The sequence below is a fragment of the Aliiroseovarius sp. Z3 genome (assembly GCF_029105185.1).
Classification (GTDB): Bacteria; Pseudomonadota; Alphaproteobacteria; order Rhodobacterales; family Rhodobacteraceae; genus Aliiroseovarius.
Genome location: NZ_JAFMZK010000002.1, coordinates 294,281 through 315,458, shown reverse-complemented (window position 1 = coordinate 315,458; position 21,178 = coordinate 294,281). Strand labels below are relative to the sequence as shown.

The following is a 21,178-nucleotide window of genomic DNA, read 5'->3' as shown; positions in this document are numbered from 1 at the left end:
AAACGCGGTCGGGTGACAAGCGGCGCCTAGCGGCCAAGACGCAAGAAAAACGGGAACAGGATCACCACCAACGCGCCGGAAAACAGGAACGGTGCACCGGGCAGGTAGATCGCCCCTTCTGCATCTGCAAATATCTGGAAGATCCAAGTCATTATCATTGGCCCGATCACAGCCGCGATCGAGCCCAAACTGGCAATAACCCCCTGCAAAAGCCCCTGACGGTCTTCCGCAACCATGTTGGCCATCATGGCGGTCATCGTTGGCGGTGCCATGTCGGCAAGCGCCGCAATCGCGATGGCGGCAAACATGACATATGCACTTGCTGTCAAACCAAGCACTGCGAAAGCCGCAATGGCGCAGATGATCGAAAATATGAGGGTTCGAAACTCTCCCAGACGCGGGATCAACACCCGCATGACAACACCCTGCGAAACTGCGACGGCGATTCCGTAAGCCGCCAGCGTCAAACCGATCAACGCAGTGCTCCACCCGAACACCTCGCGGGTCCAGAACGCCCACAAGGTCGGATAGACCATGTTCGCAAACTCAAAAAGGAAGATCAGGACAAGCGGCAAACCCAACCCGGGCAGCTTGAACGCGTCAAGAATGGACCCGAACGGGTTCAGGTCGCGCCGCCGGAAGGCCCGGCGTTTCTCGGGCGCAAGGCTTTCGGGCAGGACAAACAGGCCCAGAAGCACGTTTAGCCCGGCAAATGCGGCTGCCAGCCAGAACGGGGCCGTCAGATGAATGCTGGCAACAAACCCACCAATCGCTGGCCCCATCACAAAGCCGATGCCAAACGTGGCCCCGATCAATCCGAAATTTGCAGCACGATCTTCAGGCTTGGATATGTCGGCCAAGTAAGCAGTCGCAGTGATGTAGGTGGCCCCTGCGATCCCGGCCAGAATGCGCCCGATCAGAAGCCACCAGAATGTGGTGGCCAAAGCCATGACAACATAGTCAATGGTCAACGCCACCAACGCCAGAAGCAGGACGGGTCGGCGACCCAGACTATCCGATATCCCGCCGATCACGGGTGCGAACAGGAATTGCATCGCTGCATAGGATGCCATCAGGATGCCGCCCCAGAACGCACCGTCAGCGGTGCTGCTGGCGCCCACACGCTGCATCAGGTCCGGCATGATTGGAAACACGATGCCGATACCCACCGCGTCCAGCAGGATGGTGGCCAGAATAAACCAGATGGCCGTGCGATTGGATGCTGGGTTGATTGCAGTCATGCGCACATCAGTGCCGTTATTCCACGCTGGGCGCAAATGTAAAAAGCCCCGCTATTGAAGCGGGGCCTTCATATCTTTTCGCAACGGTCCGGATCAGGCTTTGACCGTCAATCCCAATTCGCTGGCCATGGCAGCAATATCCACCGTGCGCTTGGCCAGTTCATCCAGATTCTCGGCGGTCGCGTTTTCAGACGCGGCAGCGGCGTCTGATACGAACCCATCCAGCAGCTCTTGCGTCATTTCCGACACCGGAACAGCGCGTTCAGCCAGAACCGAGGTGCCCGCAGCGGTGACTTCGGCAAAGCCTCCGGTCACGGCAAACTCGGCATTGCCTTCCGGCGCTTCGACGCGAACGATACCCGGACGCAACGTCGTGATCGTCGGTGCGTGGTTCGGCATCGCCGTCATGTCGCCATCTGCGCCCGGCAGCTGGACCGCCGTCGCCTGAAGCGAAGCAAGGCTTCGTTCGGGCGACACCAGGTCGAATTGCATCGTATCAGCCATCAGAGGCCCTCCTTAGGCAGCGTCAGCCGCCATTTTTTCGGCTTTCGCGATCACTTCGTCGATGCCGCCAACCATATAGAAGGCACCTTCAGGCAGGTGATCGTATTCGCCAGCCACAACAGCTTTGAACGACGCGATCGTGTCTTCCAGCGGAACCTGAACACCGTCCGAACCGGTAAACACTTTTGCCACGTCGAAGGGCTGCGACAGGAAACGCTCGATCTTACGTGCACGGGCAACGGTCAGCTTGTCTTCTTCCGACAGTTCGTCCATGCCCAGAATGGCGATGATGTCCTGCAACGACTTATAGCGCTGAAGCACCTGCTGAACATCGGTCGCAACCTTATAGTGCTCTTCCCCGATGACCAGCGGGTCCAGAAGACGCGAGGTCGAACCAAGCGGGTCCACTGCCGGGTAGATACCTTTTTCCGAGATCGCACGGTCCAGAACGGTCGTCGCGTCAAGGTGGGCAAACGATGTTGCAGGTGCAGGGTCGGTCAAGTCATCCGCGGGAACATACACAGCCTGAACCGACGTGATCGAACCCGATTTGGTCGACGAAATACGTTCCTGCATGGCACCCATGTCGGTGGCCAGCGTCGGCTGATAACCAACCGCCGAAGGGATGCGGCCCAGAAGGGCCGAAACTTCCGAACCAGCCTGGGTAAAGCGGAAGATGTTGTCCACGAAGAACAGAACGTCCGAACCGGTATCGTCACGGAACTGTTCCGCCAGCGTCAGGCCCGACAGGGCCACACGCATACGCGCACCGGGAGGTTCGTTCATCTGGCCGTAGACCAGCGCAATTTTCGATTTTTCCAGATCGTCGGGAACGATAACGCCCGATTCAATCATCTCGTGATACAGGTCGTTGCCTTCACGGGTCCGTTCACCAACACCCGCGAACACGGACACACCCGAGTGCACTTTTGCGATGTTGTTGATCAGTTCCATGATCAGAACGGTCTTGCCAACACCAGCACCACCGAACAGACCAATTTTACCACCCTTGGTGTAGGGGGCCAGCAGGTCGATGACCTTGATGCCGGTGGTCAGGATTTCCGTTTCGGTCGACTGCTCGTCAAACTCAGGCGCATCGCCGTGGATCGGGCGGCTGTCTTTCGACTTCACGGGGCCTTTTTCGTCAACCGGCTCGCCGATGACGTTCAAGATACGGCCCAGGGTCGCATTGCCGACAGGCACCGAGATCGGCGCGCCAGTGTCGGTCACGTCCTGTCCACGCACCAGACCTTCGGATGCGTCCATAGCGATACAGCGCACGGTATTTTCACCGAGGTGCTGTGCCACTTCCAGAACAAGATTGTTGCCGTTGTTGTCCGTGTTCAGGGCGTTCAGAATGGCGGGAAGGTTATCCTCGAACTGAACGTCCACAACGGCGCCAATCACCTGCGTGATCTTACCTTTAGCGTTAGCCATTGTTGTTTCTCCGGTTTCTTAGAGCGCCTCGGCGCCCGAAATAATTTCGATAAGCTCGTTGGTGATCACAGCCTGACGCGAGCGGTTGAACTGAATGGTCAATTTCTCGATCATTTCGCCAGCGTTACGGGTTGCGTTGTCCATGGCGGCCATACGCGCGCCTTGCTCGGACGCCGCGTTTTCCAACAGGGCCGAGAAGACCTGCGTGGCCACACCAGACGGCAGCAGCGTTTCCAGGATACCTTCTTCCGACGGCTCATAGTCATAGACCGTCGATGCGCTTGCCCCCTCTTCCGGGGCGTCGAAACTGGCCGGGATGACCTGTTTCGCGGTCGGAACCTGCGTGATCACGCTTTCGAACCTGTTGTAGAAGATGGTCGCGACGTCGAACTCGCCTTCGTTGAAACGATGGAGCAGGTCGTGGGCAACCGCCTGCGCATTGTCATAACCGACATTGCGCACACCCGACAGATCCACGTGGCCGATCATGCGATCGCCATACTCACGCTTCATCTGTTCGCGGCCTTTCTTGCCGACGGTCAAAATCTTCACCGTCTTGCCATGGGCCAGAAGATCCGCGGCCTTGGCCCGCGCCATTTTCACGATCGACGAGTTGAAGCCCCCGCACAAACCACGCTCGGCCGTCATCACCACCAGCAGGTGGACCTGATCGGAACCCGAACCGGCCAGCAGTTTGGGCGCGCTGTCCCCACCGGTCGATGCGGCAGCCAACCCACCCAGAACGGCGTTGAACCGTTCTGCATAGGGCCGACCGCTTTCGGCAGCTTCCTGTGCCCGCCGCAGTTTCGCGGCGGCCACCATCTGCATGGCCTTCGTGATCTTCCGAGTGTTCTTGACACTCTCGATCCGGTTTTTGAGATCCTTAAGGTTGGGCATCGTTCAACGCCCCCTTAAGCGAAGTCAGCGGCGAACGCGTCCAGCGCAGCTTTGACTTTGTCCTCAAGCTCACCTTTGACCTTGCGGTCGTTGTTGGTGATGTCTGCCAACAGATCGGCGTTGTTCTGACGCAGATGGTTCAGCAGACCAGCCTCGAACCGGCCAACTTCGCTGACGTCGATCTTGTCGAGATAGCCGTTGGTGCCGGCATAGATCACGCAGACGATCTCGGCGTTGGTCAGGGGCGAGTACTGCGGCTGTTTCATCAGCTCGGTCAGGCGCGCACCACGGTTCAGAAGCTGCTGGGTTGCAGCATCAAGGTCGGAACCGAACTGTGCGAAGGCTGCCATCTCGCGATACTGAGCCAGCGACAGTTTCACCGGACCGGCAACCGAGGACATTGCTTTCGTCTGAGCTGACGAACCAACACGCGACACCGACAGACCGGTGTTCACAGCGGGGCGGATACCCTGATAGAATAGCTCGGTTTCCAGGAAGATCTGGCCGTCGGTGATCGAGATCACGTTGGTCGGAATAAAGGCCGACACGTCGCCACCCTGGGTTTCAATGACCGGCAGCGCGGTCAGCGAGCCTGCGCCGTAGTCTTCGTTCAGCTTGGCCGAACGCTCCAACAGGCGCGAGTGGAGGTAGAACACGTCACCCGGATAGGCTTCACGGCCCGGCGGGCGACGCAGCAGGAGCGACATCTGACGATAGGACACAGCCTGTTTCGACAGGTCATCATAGATGATCAGGGCGTGGCGACCATTGTCACGGAAATGCTCGGCCATGGCGGTCGCGGCATAAGGTGCCAGGAACTGCATGGGGGCCGGGTCGGATGCGGTCGCGGCCACAATGATCGAATAGTCGATCGCGCCGCTTTCTTCCAGTTTCTTCACCAGCTGGGCAACGGTCGAGCGTTTCTGACCAACAGCCACATAAACGCAGTAAAGCTTCTTGGTCTCGTCGTCACCGGCAGCATCGTTATACGATTTCTGGTTCAGGATCGCGTCCAGAGCCACGGCGGTTTTACCGGTCTGACGGTCGCCAATGATCAGCTCACGCTGGCCACGGCCAATCGGGATCATGGCGTCAACCGACTTCAGGCCGGTTGCCATCGGTTCGTGCACCGACTTACGCGGGATGATGCCCGGTGCTTTCACGTCGGCCACGCCGCGTTTCTTGGCGTTGATCGGACCTTTGCCGTCGATCGGGTTGCCCAGACCGTCTACAACACGACCCAGAAGCTCGTCACCAATCGGCACGTCCACGATTGCGTTGGTGCGCTTGACCGTGTCGCCTTCTTTAATGTCGCGGTCCGAACCGAAGATAACAACACCAACGTTGTCGGCTTCAAGGTTCAGGGCCATTCCGCGGATGCCACCGGGGAATTCGACCATTTCACCAGCCTGGACTTTATCAAGACCATAAACGCGGGCGATACCGTCACCGACGGAAAGCACGCGGCCGACTTCGGCCACTTCGGCGTCTTGGCCGAAATTCTTGATCTGGTCCTTCAGGATCGCAGAAATCTCTGCTGCTTGGATACCCATTATCCGACCTCTTTCATGGAATTCTGAAGTGCGTTGAGCTTCGCGCGGATCGACGTGTCAATCATGCGCGAGCCTACTTGGACGACAAGGCCACCGATGAGGGATTCATCGACGGCCAGGTTGATGTTCACATCCTTGCCGATGGTGGCTTTCAAAGCCTTGGCAAGTTTGTCTTGTTGTGCCTTTGTCATTGACTTGGCTGCGGTCACCTGAGCGGTCACCTCGCCTTTGTCCTCAGCAATCAGCGCGCGCAGGGCGGCCAGGAACTGAGGCAACACGAACAGACGCCGTTTCTGGGCCATGAGCCCCAGCGCATTCGTGACCATCGACGAAAGCTTCATTTTCTTGGCGATAGCAGCAATCGAAGTGCCCTGCTCATCCCGGCTGTAAACCGGAGAACTGATCAGGTTGCGAAGATCTTCGCTATCGGCGAAAGCAGCGTCAAGGGCGTCAACATCCGCCTCGACTGCTTTCAGGTTCTTGCCTTCTTTGGCCAGGTCAAAGACGGCAGTGGCATAACGCTGGGCAATGCCGGTTGAGATCGCGACTGGTTCGGACACGTCCACCCTTCCGATGTCTTTAGCCCCATTGTGATCTGCCGGTCAGCAAATCGGGGCGGCCTACAGATGCCGCAGTTCAAGCGTGTCATCTAAATCGTCGATGCATGTAGCAGGGATATGCTCACCTCGCAACAGGCTTACAGGGGTTTAACGCCAACATATTCGCCCCCTTCGGCTGATCCAGCGAACTTATTTCGGCCAGACCCTTTCACCTAAGGGAAAAAAGGCTGCGAGGCGTGTAATCATTGCGGTCGGATTTCTGGATACTTTTGTATACCGCACCAGGCGATTCCAGCAACGTCCAAGCGGACTCGGATTCCTTTTGGCGTGTCAGGGCGAGCTAAACCAATTGATTCTGCCAGTGCGAAACAAGCTAGATCGACTTATGTCCGACCGCGCGCGACGCACTGGGTTCCGGCACACCAAGCCCTTCCAGCACCTTCAACGGTCGTTTAACGGCCTGCGCCAACCCCGGTCGTTTCGGTGCGGGGATTTGTTTGGACACCTCAACCATCAGAACACCGCCCGCCAACACCAGCGGCAACTGCAAACCGGCACGTTCCCAGAAATTTCCGGTCTTAAGCCAGAAGCGTTTCGATGACGGTGGCTGATACAGCGCCGATAGATGGCGCTCGACGCGAAACCCGTGCTCTTCCAGTTGGGCTTCGAGCTGGCTGAGCGAATAGGGGCGGCCATAGCCAAAGGGCGTCGCATCCGACCGGACCCACAGACCGGCGCGGTTGGGTGTGATGAACAATGCCCGTCCGCCGGGGCCGAGGACGCGATAGGCTTCGTCCAGAAGATAGCTCGGCGTCTCTGAGGTTTCCAACCCGTGCATCACCACCAGCTTGTCGACCACGCCAGTGTCCAGCGGCCATGTTGTGTCCTCGACCAACACGGAGACATTCTGCATCCCGGCAGGCCACGGCATCACCCCCTGCGGTGCGGGCATCAACCCCATAACCCGGCGCGCCGATGACAGGTAGGGGCGCAGCAAAGGCACGGCAAAGCCAAACCCGGCCACGGTCTGCCCCTTGGCCTTGGCCGCGGGCCACATCGTTATCACCTTGTCACGGATCGCCTTCTGCGCTGCACGTCCCAACATGCTGCGATAATAGAAGTTGCGAAGATCCTGCACATCAAGATGCATGACGTCGATTGTCACCTGCCCGTTTTCACTGGGCCAAGATTAACGGATCACTCGCAAAAAGGAATGCACCGCTGAACGGATCACGAAAAAAGTTGGGTCACTCTTTTGTCTGGCGCATCACCAGCACCAGGTTGTTCGCCGGCATCTCGATCAAGGCGACATGTGACAGGCCAGCCTCGACCGACCAGGCTTCTATCTCCTCAATGTCCTTATAGCCGATGGCCGGATCGTGTTCGGTCAGCGAGGCATGGAATGCCTGGTCACTGTCAGATCGGAACAGACCTTGCGTGCGGAAGGGACCGTACAGAAACCAGTGTCCGCCGGGCGAAAGGTTTCGCGCGACCCCTTTGACGACGGCTTGCGCATCTTCAGCGCCTATCAGGTGCATCAGGTTCACGGTCACCGCCATCTCGAACGGGCCGGTGCGCCAGCTTGGTGCTGTTGCATCCAGAACCTGTGCGACCCGCATGTTCATAATCCCCTTCCGGGCACGCCAGGCGTCAATGCTGATCAGGCGCTTGGCATCTATATCGGTGGGTTGCCAAATGGTGTCCGGAAAAGCTTCGGCAAAGGCGACGGCATGTTCGCCGGTTCCCGACGCGACTTCCAAAGCGACACCACCGGAGGGAACAAAAGGACCGATAACCTCAAGGATCGGTGCGATATTGCGCGCAGCCGAGGGCGCGGACAACCGTCCGTCATTACGCGCTTCCGCGTTCGAATGTGGCTTTTCACCAGCCATCGTGCCCCCCAGTGTAAGGGTAGTATTGAGCCTTCCTTGTCTTTCGGCAAGAGTAGAGATGTAGACGGGAGAAACACATGCTGACACTGGTCACGATACCCTGCCTTTCCGACAATTATGCATTCCTGTTGCATGACGAGGCATCAGACGAAACCGCCTTGATCGACGCCCCCGAGGCCGCGCCCATCCACGCCGAGCTTTCGGCGCGTGGTTGGACCTTGTCCGAGATTTGGCTGACGCACCACCATTGGGACCATGTCGAAGGGGTTTCCGAACTGGTGAAAGCCACCGGCGCCAAAACCATCGGTGCCAAGGCCGACGCTCACCGCCTGCCCGATCTGGACCGCGCCTATGTCGATGGCGACAAATTTCAATTTGCCGGGCATGACGTACAAGTGATTGATGTCTCAGGGCACACCGTCGGACATATCGCCTTTTACGTTCCTGACGCCGGATCAGCCTTCACCGGTGATAGTTTGATGGCGTTGGGATGCGGTCGGCTGTTTGAAGGCACCCCCGAACAGATGTGGAAGAGCCTGTCGCGCCTTGCCACCCTGCCCAAGGACACGCTTGTATGCTCGGGCCATGAATACACGGCATCGAACGCGGCTTTTGCAGCCACAATAGAACCGGACAACGAAGCGCTGAAAACGCGCATGGATGACATCACCGCCTTGCGGGCAGCCGGTCAGCCCACGGTGCCGTCCAGCCTGTCCGAAGAGCTTGAAACCAACCCATTCCTGCGCGCCCACTTGTCAGAGGTGAAAACCGCCCTACATATGGAAGCCGCCCCCGACGCCGAGGTGTTTGCGGAAATCCGACGTCGAAAAGACAGTTTCTAACCCCAAAATTCAGCCAATCACGCCTCTGAGAGCGAAAATTGACAAGAAAAGGCTTGAAGAGACGGTCGGAAAACCGAACCTTAAACATATGAGGCGACAGTCAAGGCGGACAAACCGCCGCGCGGCAGATCCCGCACCAGATACGAGGAGTGTTCAACGTGCCATCCTTTTCAAAACCGCTCGAAGAAGCCATCCACCACGCGCTTGCGTTGGCGAATGAGCGAAAACATGAACTGGCGACGCTGGAACACCTGCTTCTTGCGCTGCTGGACGAACCCGATGCCGCCCGTGTGATGCAAGCCTGTTCGGTCGATCTGGATATTCTGCGCAAGGTGCTGATCGAATTTGTCGACGAAGAGCTGACGACGCTGATCACCGATGTCGAAGGCAGCGAAGCGGTGCCAACCGCCGCTTTCCAGCGCGTGATCCAACGCGCGGCGATACATGTGCAAAGCTCTGGCCGCACCGAAGTTACGGGCGCCAACGTGCTGGTGGCCATTTTTGCCGAACGCGAGTCAAACGCTGCATTCTTCCTGCAAGAACAGGATATGACCCGTTATGACGCGGTAAACTATATTGCCCATGGTGTGGCGAAGGATTCCAGCTTTGGTGAAGCGCGCCCGGTGTCGGGGACACCTGACTTCGAAGAAGACGTGCAAGATGCCCAGCCCGCCGAGGAAAACGACAGCGCCTTGGCGAAATATTGCGTTGATCTGAACGCCAAGGCCCGCGAAGGGGATATCGACCCGCTGATCGGGCGCGAGCACGAGGTTGAGCGTTGCATTCAGGTTCTGTGCCGTCGTCGCAAGAACAATCCGCTTTTGGTGGGTGATCCCGGCGTTGGCAAGACGGCCATCGCCGAAGGGCTTGCCGCAAAGATCGTTGGGGGTGAAACGCCCGAGATTTTGTCGGAAACCACGATCTATTCGCTCGACATGGGGGCTCTTCTGGCGGGCACCCGTTATCGCGGCGACTTTGAAGAGCGCCTGAAAGCCGTGATGAAAGAGCTTGAGGATCACCCCGACGCGGTGCTGTTCATCGACGAGATTCACACGGTGATCGGCGCTGGCGCCACGTCCGGCGGGGCGATGGATGCTTCGAACCTGCTGAAGCCCGCGCTTCAGGGCGGCAAGCTGCGCTGCATGGGCTCGACCACCTACAAGGAATTCCGCCAGCATTTCGAAAAGGACCGCGCCCTGTCGCGCCGGTTCCAGAAGATCGACGTGAACGAACCCACGGTCGAAGATGCGGTGAAGATCCTGAAAGGGCTGAAACCGTATTTCGAGGACCATCACGGCGTCAAATACACTGCCGACGCGATCAAATCCGCGGTCGAACTGTCGGATCGTTACGTAAATGACCGCAAGCTGCCGGACAAGGCCATCGACGTGATCGACGAGGCTGGCGCCGCGCAGCATCTGCTGATCCAGAGCAAGCGGAAGAAGACCATCGGCGTGAAAGAGATCGAGGCCGTGGTGGCCAAGATCGCCCGCATCCCGCCGAAAAGCGTGTCCAAGGACGACGCGGAAACCCTGCGCGATCTTGAAAAGGCTCTGAAACGCGTCGTGTTCGGGCAGGACAATGCGATTGAATCGCTCGCTTCGGCCATCAAGCTGGCGCGCGCCGGTCTGCGCGAACCCGAGAAGCCCATCGGCAACTATCTCTTCGCCGGTCCTACGGGCGTCGGGAAGACCGAGGTTGCCAAGCAACTGGCCGACAATCTGGGCGTCGAGCTTCTGCGCTTTGACATGTCCGAGTATATGGAGAAACACGCCGTCAGCCGCCTGATCGGGGCGCCTCCGGGCTATGTCGGGTTCGATCAGGGCGGTCTTCTGACCGATGGCGTCGATCAACATCCGCACTGTGTTCTGCTGCTGGACGAGATCGAGAAGGCACACCCGGATGTCTATAACATCCTGCTGCAGGTCATGGACCATGGCGAACTAACTGACCACAATGGCCGCACCGTTAGTTTCCGCAACGTGGTGTTGATCATGACGTCAAACGCAGGCGCTGCCGAACAGGCCAAGTCGGCCATCGGCTTCGGTCGCGAACGGCGCGAAGGCGAAGACACCGCCGCGATTGAACGCACCTTCACGCCGGAATTCCGCAACCGTCTGGATGCGGTGATCAGCTTTGCGCCGCTGGGCAAAGAGGTGATCCTGCAAGTGGTCGAGAAATTCGTGCTTCAACTGGAAGCCCAGCTTCTGGATCGCGGTGTCAGCATCGAACTGACCCGCGCTGCCGCCGAATGGATTGCCGATAAGGGGTATGATGACCGGATGGGCGCGCGCCCGTTGGGACGCGTCATTCAGGAACACATCAAAAAGCCCCTGGCCGAAGAGCTTCTGTTTGGCAAACTGGCCAAGGGCGGGCTGGTGCAGGTTGGCGTCAAGAACGGCGAGCTGGATATCCGGTTCGAGAAACCGAAGAGCCGCCAGCTTGGGTCACGCAAGCGTCCTCCGTTGCTGACCGCTGACTGACACCAACCGATTAGCTTGAAACATAATGGGCCGCACATTGTTGCGGCCCTTTTTCCAGATCGGCGTTGGCTACACTCAGCGCTCGGTCAGTTTCAATTCGATCCGCCGGTTTTGCGCGCGCGCTTCGGGTGTGTCTGCGATGTTGACCGGTCGGTATTCTCCAAACCCGGTGGCGGCCAGCCGATCAGGAGGGAAGCCAAGATCGTTGATCATATACTGCACCACCGACAGCGCCCGGGCCTGACTGAGTTCCCAATTGTTGCGATAACGACCAGTGCCGGACAGCGGCACATTGTCAGTATGTCCGTCAACACGGATGATCCAATCAACCTCGTCCGGAATCTCGCCAGCCACTTCAGATAACAGATCAGCGACATTCGCCACCTGCGCTTTCCCTGCTGGCTGCAATGCGGCGTCGGCACTGGTGAACAGAACTTCGGACGAGAACACGAAGCGATCTCCGACGATCTGAACCCCTTCCCGATCCGCCAGAACCTGTTTCAGTTTACCAAAGAACTCGGACCGATAGGCGGCCAGTTCTTTGGCCTCCTCCTCTAACCGCTTGCGCTCCGCCTCTTCCAACGCGGCGCGCTTGCGTTCCTCTGATGCGACACGAGCGAGTGCTGCGTTCAACTCTGACCCAAGTTTCTGAATTTGCACCTGCGCGTCGGCATCGCGGGCGTTGCCCTCGTCCAGGATCGCTTGAAGGCTGCCCAACTGAGTGCGCAATGCCGCAACCTGTTCGTTCAGCAGCGCGATCTTGCGCTGGCTTTCCGCGCTTTCAGCCTCTTTTTCAGCCAGTTGCAGATTCGCAGCAGCCAGCAAACGCGCCCGCTCCTCTGCTTCGCTCAATGTCTCGCCAACTTCGCTTTCAGCCGCCAGGCGTGCGGCCAACGCGGCCTGCAATTGTGCACGCATATCCGGCAGCTCCGCCAGTTCTTCGCTTTGCTGATCCAACTCGGTCAGCGCCGCTGCCAAGCGCGTTTCAAGATCAACACCAGCCGCCTTCGCGGCAGCCAACAAGGTCAATGTTTCCTCGGCCCGCTTGCGCTCCGCTTCAAGCGCAAGGGTCATTGCCGTCAACTCTTCGTCTGCCGACTGCAAGCGTTCACGCAGCGCCGCGGCGGCGGCAGCTTCGGCCAATCGCGTTGCTTCCTCTTCGTTCAGAGCAGCCGCCTGCGCATCTGTCTTGGCCTCCAAATCGGCGACCAGCGCCTCCAGCGCCTCGCGCTTCGCAGCCGCCAACCGTGCAGCTTCGGCACCCGCGTCCACTTCGTCTCGTGCCTTGGCCAGCGCCAATGTCAGCGCCTCTTGCTCGGAAATCATTCTGGCCTGTGCGGCTTCCAACTCTTCAACCGTGGCGCTCAGGGCGGACCCTTCCGCCAGTGCCTGATCCCGTTCGGCCAGCAACGTGGCCACCTGTGCTTCGAAACTTGTGATCCGGGCAGACTGCGCAGCCAGTTCGCCAGCTTGCGCCTCGGTCTGTGCAGTCAGTTGCGCGATCAGGGCGGCTTGTGCCTCGGACACGGAACGCGCTTCGGCCAAGGTCGCATTCAGGCTGCCAAGCTCACCTTCCAGTTCCGCCGTGCGGCTTCGTTCCAATCCCAGCGCATCAGCCAATCCGGCAACCTGGCTGGACAATTCATCCAGCTCGTCCGCCTGCCCCGAAATCGTTTCACGAAGAATGAATTGCACGATCATGAAGATCGTCAAGACGAACATCAGGACCAGAAGCAGTGCCGTCATCGCGTCGACGAAGCCCGGCCAGATCGAGCCGCTCATCCGTTGCACCGATCGACGCGTCAGGGCCATGGTCTATGCCTCGTCCTGACCAGAAGCGACGCGAATGGAATGGATCAAGGTCGCCATGTCGCTTCGCAGATCTGAAAGGCTTTCCTGCCGACCTGCCTGCATTTCTTCCAGAATGCGCAAAAGCTGAACGTCGATCGACCGCAGCCGCATCCGGCTTTCCGCATCGGTCCCCGCATCGGTTTCGTCATGTTGCGCCTGCAGGGTGCTGATCAACCGTTCCTGCCCTTCGGCCAGCCGGGTCAGTGCCTCGCCCTGCCCGTTGTCTTGTCCCAGGTGCGTCGACAAGGTTTCCAGTTTTTCGGCCAATTGCGCCAAGCGGTCATCCAACATGGTGCGTTGAACATCACTGTGGGTAAACAACGACTGCATCGCTTCGATCTGCTCGGCCAAAACGCCAAGATAAGCCCCGGCATCGCCGCCATCGGCCTCGCCATCTCCGGCAGCGAAGCTGATCTTGGTTATGGTCGACAACCATTCCTCGAGCTCGCGGTAGAACCGGTTCTGGCCATGTCCTGCAAACAGCTCCAACAGACCAACGACAAGAGAACCGGCAAGCCCAAGAAGCGAGGACGAAAACGCGGTGCCCATTCCGCCCAATTGCTCTTCCAAACCCGTCATCAGGCGGTTGAAGACTTCGACGCCGCCTTCCCCTTCGCCCGGCGCAAGCGACCGGATCGTTTCCACCACGGCCGGAACAGTTGTCGCCAATCCGTAAAATGTGCCCAGAAGGCCAAGGAAAATCAGCAGGTTGACGATGTATCGCGTGATATCGCGCGCTTCATCTATCCGGGTCGCGATACTGTCAAGGATCGACCGGGCCGAAGCTGCCCCGATCTGCAAATGTGACCCACGGTTAGATCGCAGAAGTGCCGCAAGGGATGCAAGAAGTCGCGGCGCACGATCCGGATCGTGCCCATTTCTTTCCTGCACATAGTCTTCGATCCATCCGACAGAAGAAAACACCTGCCAGACCTGCCAGAAACAGGCCAGCAAACCGATCACGAAGACGAACAGGATAAATCCGTTCAGATACAGGTTTGCCTGAAAAACGGGCAGCACACGCGGAAGGGCAATGAAAACGCCAAATCCGACCAACCCAAGCACCACCAGCATCACGAAGATCTGGCGGATTGGGTGGGTGAAAGACGGCTCGACCCCTCGTTTTTTGGGCGCAGTCAGCGTCCCGCGATCCTGCTGATCCATGCGGGATATTCCTTGTCGCCATTGTTGTTGCGCACAGGATAGGCGCAAGCGATGCAGGTGCCAAGCCCTGTCTGCGCGCTAAGCGTCGACCATTGCGCGCACGGTCTGCGACAGCCAGTTCAGGTCCGGATCCTCGATCCCCAGTTCGACCAGATGCGCGGCGGTGTTGTAAAGATACTCGGTATTCGGGCCGCGCCCGCCTACCGCATGGGCAATGATCCGGGCCTGTTCCGAAAGGTCGATCTGGCAATACTGAACGTGGTCCGGGTCAATCACATATGTCACCGCCTCGACCTCGCGCCCATCCTGAAGGACAATGGTCAAGCGTTTTTCCAGATAAGCAGATGATATCAATTCGCGTTCGCGCAGCTCGGCCAGGGTTTTGTCGTGACTTTTCGGACAGGCCCGGAACGCCAACCCTTGGCAATGCGCGCCCTCCATCCGATCCAGCGCCAGCACAAGGCCCGGTGCATCCTCGGTCCCGCGGTGATGGATCGACCGCATGCAGAAACTGCGATGATAACCGGGAAGCGTGGCGACGACCGCGTCGGTATGATCGAAACCTGGGTTCCACATCAACGAACCATACCCAAAAACCCAAAGATCCTGTGCGCTCATTTCACTCGCTCTTTGCCACCTGTCGCATTACATACGCCAATATGCACGCAGAGCGGCAAGAGGAAAGAGTGATGCGCAAATTGATCGTGATTGCCTTGGTATTGGCAGGTCTTTGGGGTGGATACTGGTACATGGGTGCAAGTGCCACCGAACGCGCATTCAAGACATGGGTAGCGGAACGGCAAACCGACGGCTGGGTCGCCGAGTCTGCTGACATCTCAACTCGCGGGTTCCCCAATCGTTTTGACACGATTTTCGCCGACCTTGAGCTGTCCGATCCCGATACCGGCCTGTCGTGGCTGGCGCCTGAATTCCAGATCCTCGCCCTGTCCTATAAACCGCATCATGTGATCGCGGTCTGGCCCGGCACGCAGGTCATTGCTACCCCCGAGCAGCGTATCCAGATCGCGGGCAGCGATGTAAAAGGATCGATCATGGTGTCCCCCACGCCGGATCTGACACTGGAGCGCAGTTCAATCGTGCTGGCAGACATCACCATGTCGTCTACCGCTGGCTGGACTTCGGCGCTTGAGCGCGGCCAACTGGCAACCCGCCAGTTGGAGGATGGCAACAATCGTCACGAAATCCACTTTGAAGCGGTGAACCTGACCCCGGCCTCGTCCTTCGTGCAATCGCTGGACGCGGACGACCTGCTGCCCCCTGTTTTCGAAGGCGTCACCCTGAAAGCCAATGTGGATTTCACCGCACCTTGGGATCGCACCGCCATCGAAAAAGCACGGCCACAGGTCTCGCGTCTCGACCTGAACGAGTTGAAGGCGAAATGGGGCGAGTTGGAGCTTTGGCTGGCAGGCGCGGTCGATGTCGATGCTCAAGGCATCCCCACAGGCAACATCACGATCAAAGCGCGCAATTGGCGCCAGATGATCGAGATTGCCCGCATGTCGGGCGCCCTTGCCCCTGAACTCGTCTCAACCGTCACCGGTGCGCTGCAATTCGTAGCGGGATTGTCCGGGGACGACAAAACGCTGGACGTGCCATTGCGCCTGTCGGGCGGGCGCATGTTTCTTGGCCCCATCCCGATCGGCACGGCGCCGGTGATCCGCATCCGCTGACCCGGACACACTCTTAGTTTTCTTCTGGCCAAAAATATCCTGGGGGGAATGCGCGGACGCGCAGGGGGGCAACGCCCCCAATCAGTCCGCCATCACCGGCAATAGGATCCGCTGCGATACCGCGCAGTATCCAGATGCAGGTGATCCTTGTGAAACCGATCTGATTTAGGGCCGAGCACCGTACCGAACGGGCCGCAGGCTGCTTTGTGCATCTTTCTCAGGACCTTACCCTTGACCGGATCATGCCACCCTTTCAGAACCGTGATGGTCGCGCCATTCTTAAGCGTCACACCCGAGATATCGATGGCGCGCCCCCGCCCATGTTCGCTGACTTTTGCACCCGGCTGGTTGTTTCGTGTGCGGCAGGCGTAATGCGCTGCAACGCGCAGCGAAGCGGGACCACCGCCAAGCCGCCCAACCGCCGGAAACACCCCATCACGCACCCAACTATTCAAGGCTTTCGCAGTCGTGCAGTCCATCACCGCAGGCTGGCTTAGCTTCACGCCCGACACCTCGGTCACGCGCACAGGGTCCGACACCCCACACCCACGGATCCTGCCCGGGATGGCAGATATTGTCTGCCCCTTGATCTCGTTCACACCGCAGACGCGCCCGCGGCGGCCCGAACTGACGGGTTTGGGTGTCGACGCCGCGATTTTCCGCGCGAACCCCTTTGGTCGCAACTGAGGCCGAAGTGACCTGATCACAGCAAATGGCGTCGGCGAGAGTGCAGACATTGACGGAGCGTTACTGGTCGACGTGACCGTCGTCACCGTGACTGTATGTGGCCGCGGCTCGGGACGCGATGATGTATCCGGCGCCGAGGCGAGCGCCGACAGGCCAAGGCCACATCCCAACAGGGTGCCCATTGCAACAGACTGCAATATCCATGGCCTGAAATATCCTGCGATCATCAACACTCCTTCACACACGCCCGCGGACAGGATCAATCATGTTTTCCACTCCGACCGAAATCGGGCGCATCCGTATCCTGCCCTGCTTCGATGATACCACGACGGATCGCGCGGGTTCGAGTGAAATAGTCGAACAAGGCATCGCCATCCCCGATACGGATGGCGCGTTGCAGGGCAAACAGCTCTTCCGTGAATCGGCCAAGGATCTCTAACGTGGCGTCTTTGTTGGCTAAAAACACATCGCGCCACATGGTCGGGTCCGATGCCGCAATGCGCGTAAAGTCGCGAAAACCTGCCGCTGAGTACTTGATGACTTCGCTATCTGTGACACGCGACAGGTCGTCGGCGACACCAACCATTGTGTAAGCGATCAGGTGCGGGGTGTGGCTGGTCACGGACAACACCAGATCGTGGTGATCGGCATCCATAACCTCGACATTCGATCCCATGCCCTTCCACAAACTGATAAGCCGCTCGGTCGCCGCCTCGTCTGCACCGTTGGGGATCAGGATGCACCAGCGATTGTCGAAAAGTTCCGCAAATCCAGACCGGGGACCACTATGCTCCGTCCCTGCCAATGGGTGGCCGGGTATGAAATGCACATGATCCGGCAGATGTGGCGCAACCGCCTCGATCACCGCGCGCTTGACGGATCCGACATCTGTCACCGTCGCCCCGGATTGCAGATGCGCGCCAATCTCGGCCGCAACCGCACCCATCGCGCCAACCGGGACGGCCAGAACGATCAGATCTGCGCCGTCCACTGCTTCGGAAGCAGTATCGACGATACGATCACAAAAACCGAGGTCGCGGGCGACATCGCGTGTTTCCGCCGAACGCGCGGTGCCGACAATTTCACCCGCCAGCCCGGCGCGACGCATGGCATGAGCCATGGACGATGCGATCAGGCCAAGCCCGATCAGGGCGACGCGGTTGTAGAGGACAGTCATGTCGCGGCCTCATCATCCAACCTGTCTTCATCAAGCAGCATCAGCTTCGACCCCGGCGGACCGCCCTTGAACTTCCCGATCATATGCGCCACCCGCCGACAAGAGGCTTCATCCCCGATGGTGATGCGCAGGCAATGCGGCAGGCCATAACCGGCCACCATGCGCACGATGATGCCCTGTTCCTGAAGAAACGTGTCACAGTCTGCGGCTTCGTCTGCGCTGGCAAAGCGGGCCAGAATGAAGTTGGCACACGAGGTGTCAGAGGGCACGCCCAGCTCGGCCAATGCCTCGGCCAGCCATGACCGCAGCCGCGTGTTTTCCGACAGGCAGCGGGCGACGTGATCGCGGTCGTGCAAGGCAGCCTCGGCGGCATCTTGTTGCGCCATCGACAGGTTAAACGGCCCCCGCACACGGTTCAGCACGTCAATCACATCGGGGGCACCATAGCCCCAGCCGATCCGCAGACCGCCAAGACCATACATCTTCGAGAATGTCCGCGTCATGAACACGTTGTCGTATTTATCGACCAGACGCGCCCCACCATCGAACCCGTCGACATATTCAACATAGGCCCCATCCAGAACCAACAGCACATGATCCGGCAACTCGCGCGCCAGTCGCGCCAGTTCAGCCTGGCTGACCATGGTGCCTGTCGGGTTGCCCGGATTGGTCACGAAGACAAGGCTGGTCTGTTCTGTGACGGCTTTCAAGATTTCGTCGACATCGACCATCCGTTCACGTTCGGGCACCTTCACCGGCGTGGCTCCCGCCGCCAGGGCCGAAATCTTGTACATGGAAAAGCCATGTTCGGTATAGATCACCTCGGTCCCTGGACCTGAATAACACTGGCACAGGAAGGTGATGACCTCGTCCGATCCGACACCGCAGATGATCCGCGCTGGATCAAGCTTGTGAAGCGCACCGATGGCCGCGCGCAGGGACGCATGGTCGGTGTTGGGATAGCGATGCAGCTCGTGCCCCGCCCGCTGGAAGGCTTCGATGGCATCCGGGCTTGGCCCGAACGGGTTTTCGTTCGAGCTGAGCTTGATCACGTTCGCCACGCCATCGACGCTGGACGCACCGCCCACATAGGGCTTGATCCGCATGATCCCCGGTTGAGGTTCGATCTTTGTCATCTTGGTACTCCCCCCTAGGAGGTGATTTACAGGGGTCGGCGCACCCAAGAAAGAGCGAATGCGCCGTTATAGAGAATGTGCGCCGGGCCTGAGGCTTCGCTGCATCTGCAAGAGGCACGAAAAAACCCGCCCAATGACCTGGGCGGGTTCCAAAACCTTGCGATTTTTAAGCTGTGCTTAGTTCTTCGCGTAGAATTCGACGACCAGGTTCGGTTCCATCACGACCGGATAAGGCACGTCCGACAGGCCGGGCGTCCGGGTGAAAGTGGCGGTCAGTTTCGAATGGTCTACGTCCAGATAGTCCGGCACATCACGCTCGGGCAGCTGGATGGCTTCAAGAACGGCGGCCATTTGCTTCGAACGGTCACGCACTTCGATCACGTCGCCTTCTTGCACGCGATAGGACGGGATGTTCACTTTCTTGCCGTTCACGCGCACATGGCCGTGGTTCACGAACTGGCGGGCCGCGAAAACAGTCGGCACGAACTTGGCGCGGTACACAACAGCGTCCAGACGGCGCTCCAGCAGGCCGATCAGGTTTTCACCGGTGTCGCCTTTGACACGCTCGGCTTCGCCATAGATCCGACGGAACTGTTTCTCGGTCAGGTCGCCATAGTAGCCTTTCAGCTTCTGCTTGGCGCGCAGCTGCAGACCGAAGTCCGACAGTTTGCCCTTGCGGCGCTGGCCGTGCTGGCCGGGGCCGTATTCGCGGCGGTTCACCGGCGATTTGGGGCGACCCCAGATGTTTTCGCCCATGCGGCGATCAATTTTGTACTTGGCAGCGGTGCGTTTGGTCACGGCTGATCTCCTTCTAAGTTGTCGAAGGGCGTTGTCCTTTGGCCGAAGCCCGACAGGCATCCCCTTGCGGGGGCCACCAACACCAATGAAAACCGGCCCCTTGCGGGACCGGATTTGGGGCTTATAGCGCCGTGAGTGGTGGTGTCAACGCCCCGAAAGCGGTGTCAGGCGATTTCTCCGCGCAATATCGCGGCTTCGCCCCGGTTCAGGCTGCGACGGGCAAAACCGCCATAGGCCATGGGATCGAAATCCAACTGCGGGAACATCTCGACCAATCGGTTGCGTTGATCGGGATCCAATGTGTCCAGATCCGCATTTGCTGGATGGAAGCTTTCCGCTGGTACGCCGTTGGCCCAGACGACCTCGTGGTTTTCCAGAAGCACGTGGTAATAGGTGATTTCGCGGATGGTGTAGTCAACCACCACACGACGCTCATCCACCAGATCGCGCGCTGATATCAGAACCTCGTTCTCGTTGAACAGTTCTTGCGCGCGTTTGCCGTTCAGCAAAATCTGATGCTGACCCGACACGATCAAATCGGCATCCGGCTGGCCAGAACGGATGGCGCCTGCCCGCAATCGGATCGGACGCAGTTCCGGCATCGCAAACATGCGCGCGCCGGTGATGCGTTTCGTGCCGATCCAAAGCACTTTCTGCGTACCGTTGTCGCGGGTTTGCAGCTCGTCACCTTCACGAAGATCTTCCACGCAGACTTCACCAGAATGGGTGCGCAACCGCGTGTTGGGGGCAAAGCAAATGACACCCGCCGGCTGTTCAATCAGCTGATTATTCGGTGTCGGCCGCATACTGGCACGCACCACCCAGAAATCTGTATTCTCCGGGGGCATTTCACCCGCGAACATCAGAAGAACCTGATCATCCGCCCCATCGATCAGGGTCGCAACATAACTTGCGTGGCCGTCCGTGACCTCGAACCCCATATTCAATTGATGGCTGTCGACCGAATGAGACCCAAGGGGTCGTGAGGGGTCGATCGCTGCCCCGACCAGTTTATACACACTGTGCGCTGCACGCCTGCGCTGGTCCTGCTCTCCGCTTGCGCTCTCGAGATCGCGAAGCTCACGTGGTCCGTCGACGCGCAACGGTGTTCCCGTCCAGCGCCAATTTGATCCCACGCCAAGCGACGTCACCGGTGCACCCGGCATTCCGTCTACTTCTGTCTGCGACCATGAGATGACAAACGTGCCGTTAAAGCCCGTTTCCATGCCCGTTAACCTGCCATTTTTATTTTTTATTACGCCAAA

General features: G+C 58.9%; 19 protein-coding genes. 3 read left to right on the top strand and 16 right to left on the bottom strand.

Going from position 1 to position 21,178, the window contains the following annotated elements; all coding sequences use genetic code 11:
- Positions 1-26: 26 nt before the first annotated feature.
- The 8 genes from J3R80_RS04515 to J3R80_RS04480 form a co-directional block, all read right to left on the bottom strand.
- Entirely contained in the window at positions 27-1,241 is a 1,215-nt protein-coding gene (locus J3R80_RS04515) for a TCR/Tet family MFS transporter (protein WP_275392564.1), read from the bottom strand.
- 93 nt (positions 1,242-1,334) lie between these two features.
- Positions 1,335-1,745: a F0F1 ATP synthase subunit epsilon gene (locus J3R80_RS04510; protein WP_275392563.1), complete on the bottom strand. Its 411-nt coding sequence runs from the start codon at positions 1,743-1,745 to the stop codon at positions 1,335-1,337.
- 12 nt (positions 1,746-1,757) lie between these two features.
- The gene (atpD, locus tag J3R80_RS04505; protein WP_275392562.1) at positions 1,758-3,182 is read right to left on the bottom strand and encodes a F0F1 ATP synthase subunit beta; all 1,425 of its coding nucleotides are present in this window, start codon (positions 3,180-3,182) and stop codon (positions 1,758-1,760) included.
- 18 nt (positions 3,183-3,200) lie between these two features.
- Complete coding sequence (locus J3R80_RS04500) at positions 3,201-4,079, bottom strand: F0F1 ATP synthase subunit gamma (protein WP_275392561.1); 879 nt, start codon at positions 4,077-4,079, stop codon at positions 3,201-3,203.
- Between the two features lie 14 nt (positions 4,080-4,093).
- Entirely contained in the window at positions 4,094-5,632 is a 1,539-nt protein-coding gene (atpA, locus tag J3R80_RS04495; protein ID WP_275392560.1) for a F0F1 ATP synthase subunit alpha, read from the bottom strand.
- The gene (locus tag J3R80_RS04490; RefSeq protein ID WP_275392559.1) at positions 5,632-6,198 is read right to left on the bottom strand and encodes a F0F1 ATP synthase subunit delta; all 567 of its coding nucleotides are present in this window, start codon (positions 6,196-6,198) and stop codon (positions 5,632-5,634) included. Before J3R80_RS04490 ends, atpA begins: the two co-directional genes overlap by 1 nt.
- A gap of 367 nt (positions 6,199-6,565) precedes the next feature.
- The gene (locus tag J3R80_RS04485) at positions 6,566-7,342 is read right to left on the bottom strand and encodes a class I SAM-dependent methyltransferase (RefSeq protein ID WP_275392776.1); all 777 of its coding nucleotides are present in this window, start codon (positions 7,340-7,342) and stop codon (positions 6,566-6,568) included.
- A 97-nt stretch (positions 7,343-7,439) separates the two neighbouring features.
- Positions 7,440-8,084 carry a DUF938 domain-containing protein gene (locus tag J3R80_RS04480; protein WP_275392558.1) on the bottom strand — a complete coding sequence of 215 codons (645 nt, stop codon included), beginning with the start codon at positions 8,082-8,084 and terminating at the stop codon, positions 7,440-7,442.
- Between the two features lie 77 nt (positions 8,085-8,161).
- Here J3R80_RS04480 and gloB point away from each other — a divergent pair, with 77 nt between their 5' ends.
- Positions 8,162-8,926 carry a hydroxyacylglutathione hydrolase gene (gene gloB / locus J3R80_RS04475; protein ID WP_275392557.1) on the top strand — a complete coding sequence of 255 codons (765 nt, stop codon included), beginning with the start codon at positions 8,162-8,164 and terminating at the stop codon, positions 8,924-8,926.
- 158 nt (positions 8,927-9,084) lie between these two features.
- Positions 9,085-11,409: an ATP-dependent Clp protease ATP-binding subunit ClpA gene (clpA, locus tag J3R80_RS04470; protein WP_275392556.1), complete on the top strand. Its 2,325-nt coding sequence runs from the start codon at positions 9,085-9,087 to the stop codon at positions 11,407-11,409.
- Between the two features lie 75 nt (positions 11,410-11,484).
- On the opposite strand, the gene J3R80_RS04465 is transcribed toward clpA, so the two are convergent.
- The 3 genes from J3R80_RS04465 to J3R80_RS04455 form a co-directional block, all read right to left on the bottom strand.
- Positions 11,485-13,221: a peptidoglycan -binding protein gene (locus tag J3R80_RS04465; RefSeq protein ID WP_275392555.1), complete on the bottom strand. Its 1,737-nt coding sequence runs from the start codon at positions 13,219-13,221 to the stop codon at positions 11,485-11,487.
- A 3-nt stretch (positions 13,222-13,224) separates the two neighbouring features.
- Positions 13,225-14,424: a biopolymer transporter ExbB gene (locus J3R80_RS04460; RefSeq protein WP_275392554.1), complete on the bottom strand. Its 1,200-nt coding sequence runs from the start codon at positions 14,422-14,424 to the stop codon at positions 13,225-13,227.
- Positions 14,425-14,502: 78 nt separating this feature from the next.
- Positions 14,503-15,042 carry a gamma-glutamylcyclotransferase gene (locus J3R80_RS04455; protein WP_275392553.1) on the bottom strand — a complete coding sequence of 180 codons (540 nt, stop codon included), beginning with the start codon at positions 15,040-15,042 and terminating at the stop codon, positions 14,503-14,505.
- 71 nt (positions 15,043-15,113) lie between these two features.
- Between J3R80_RS04455 and J3R80_RS04450 the strand changes: the two genes are divergently transcribed.
- Entirely contained in the window at positions 15,114-16,115 is a 1,002-nt protein-coding gene (locus tag J3R80_RS04450; protein WP_275392552.1) for a DUF2125 domain-containing protein, read from the top strand.
- 92 nt (positions 16,116-16,207) lie between these two features.
- Here J3R80_RS04450 and J3R80_RS04445 read toward each other — a convergent pair whose 3' ends face one another.
- From J3R80_RS04445 to J3R80_RS04425, 5 genes are all read right to left on the bottom strand, one after another.
- A complete protein-coding gene (locus tag J3R80_RS04445) occupies positions 16,208-17,029 on the bottom strand; it encodes an extensin family protein (RefSeq protein ID WP_275392551.1) in 822 nt (273 codons plus the stop codon).
- A 32-nt stretch (positions 17,030-17,061) separates the two neighbouring features.
- The gene (locus tag J3R80_RS04440) at positions 17,062-17,979 is read right to left on the bottom strand and encodes a prephenate/arogenate dehydrogenase family protein (RefSeq protein WP_275392550.1); all 918 of its coding nucleotides are present in this window, start codon (positions 17,977-17,979) and stop codon (positions 17,062-17,064) included.
- Positions 17,976-19,115, bottom strand: coding sequence for a histidinol-phosphate transaminase (gene hisC, locus J3R80_RS04435; protein WP_275392549.1), 1,140 nt, complete (start codon positions 19,113-19,115; stop codon positions 17,976-17,978). Before hisC ends, J3R80_RS04440 begins: the two co-directional genes overlap by 4 nt.
- A gap of 177 nt (positions 19,116-19,292) precedes the next feature.
- Complete coding sequence (gene rpsD, locus J3R80_RS04430) at positions 19,293-19,913, bottom strand: 30S ribosomal protein S4 (RefSeq protein ID WP_191286159.1); 621 nt, start codon at positions 19,911-19,913, stop codon at positions 19,293-19,295.
- A gap of 164 nt (positions 19,914-20,077) precedes the next feature.
- The gene (locus tag J3R80_RS04425; RefSeq protein ID WP_275392548.1) at positions 20,078-21,139 is read right to left on the bottom strand and encodes a Hint domain-containing protein; all 1,062 of its coding nucleotides are present in this window, start codon (positions 21,137-21,139) and stop codon (positions 20,078-20,080) included.
- Positions 21,140-21,178: the final 39 nt, after the last annotated feature.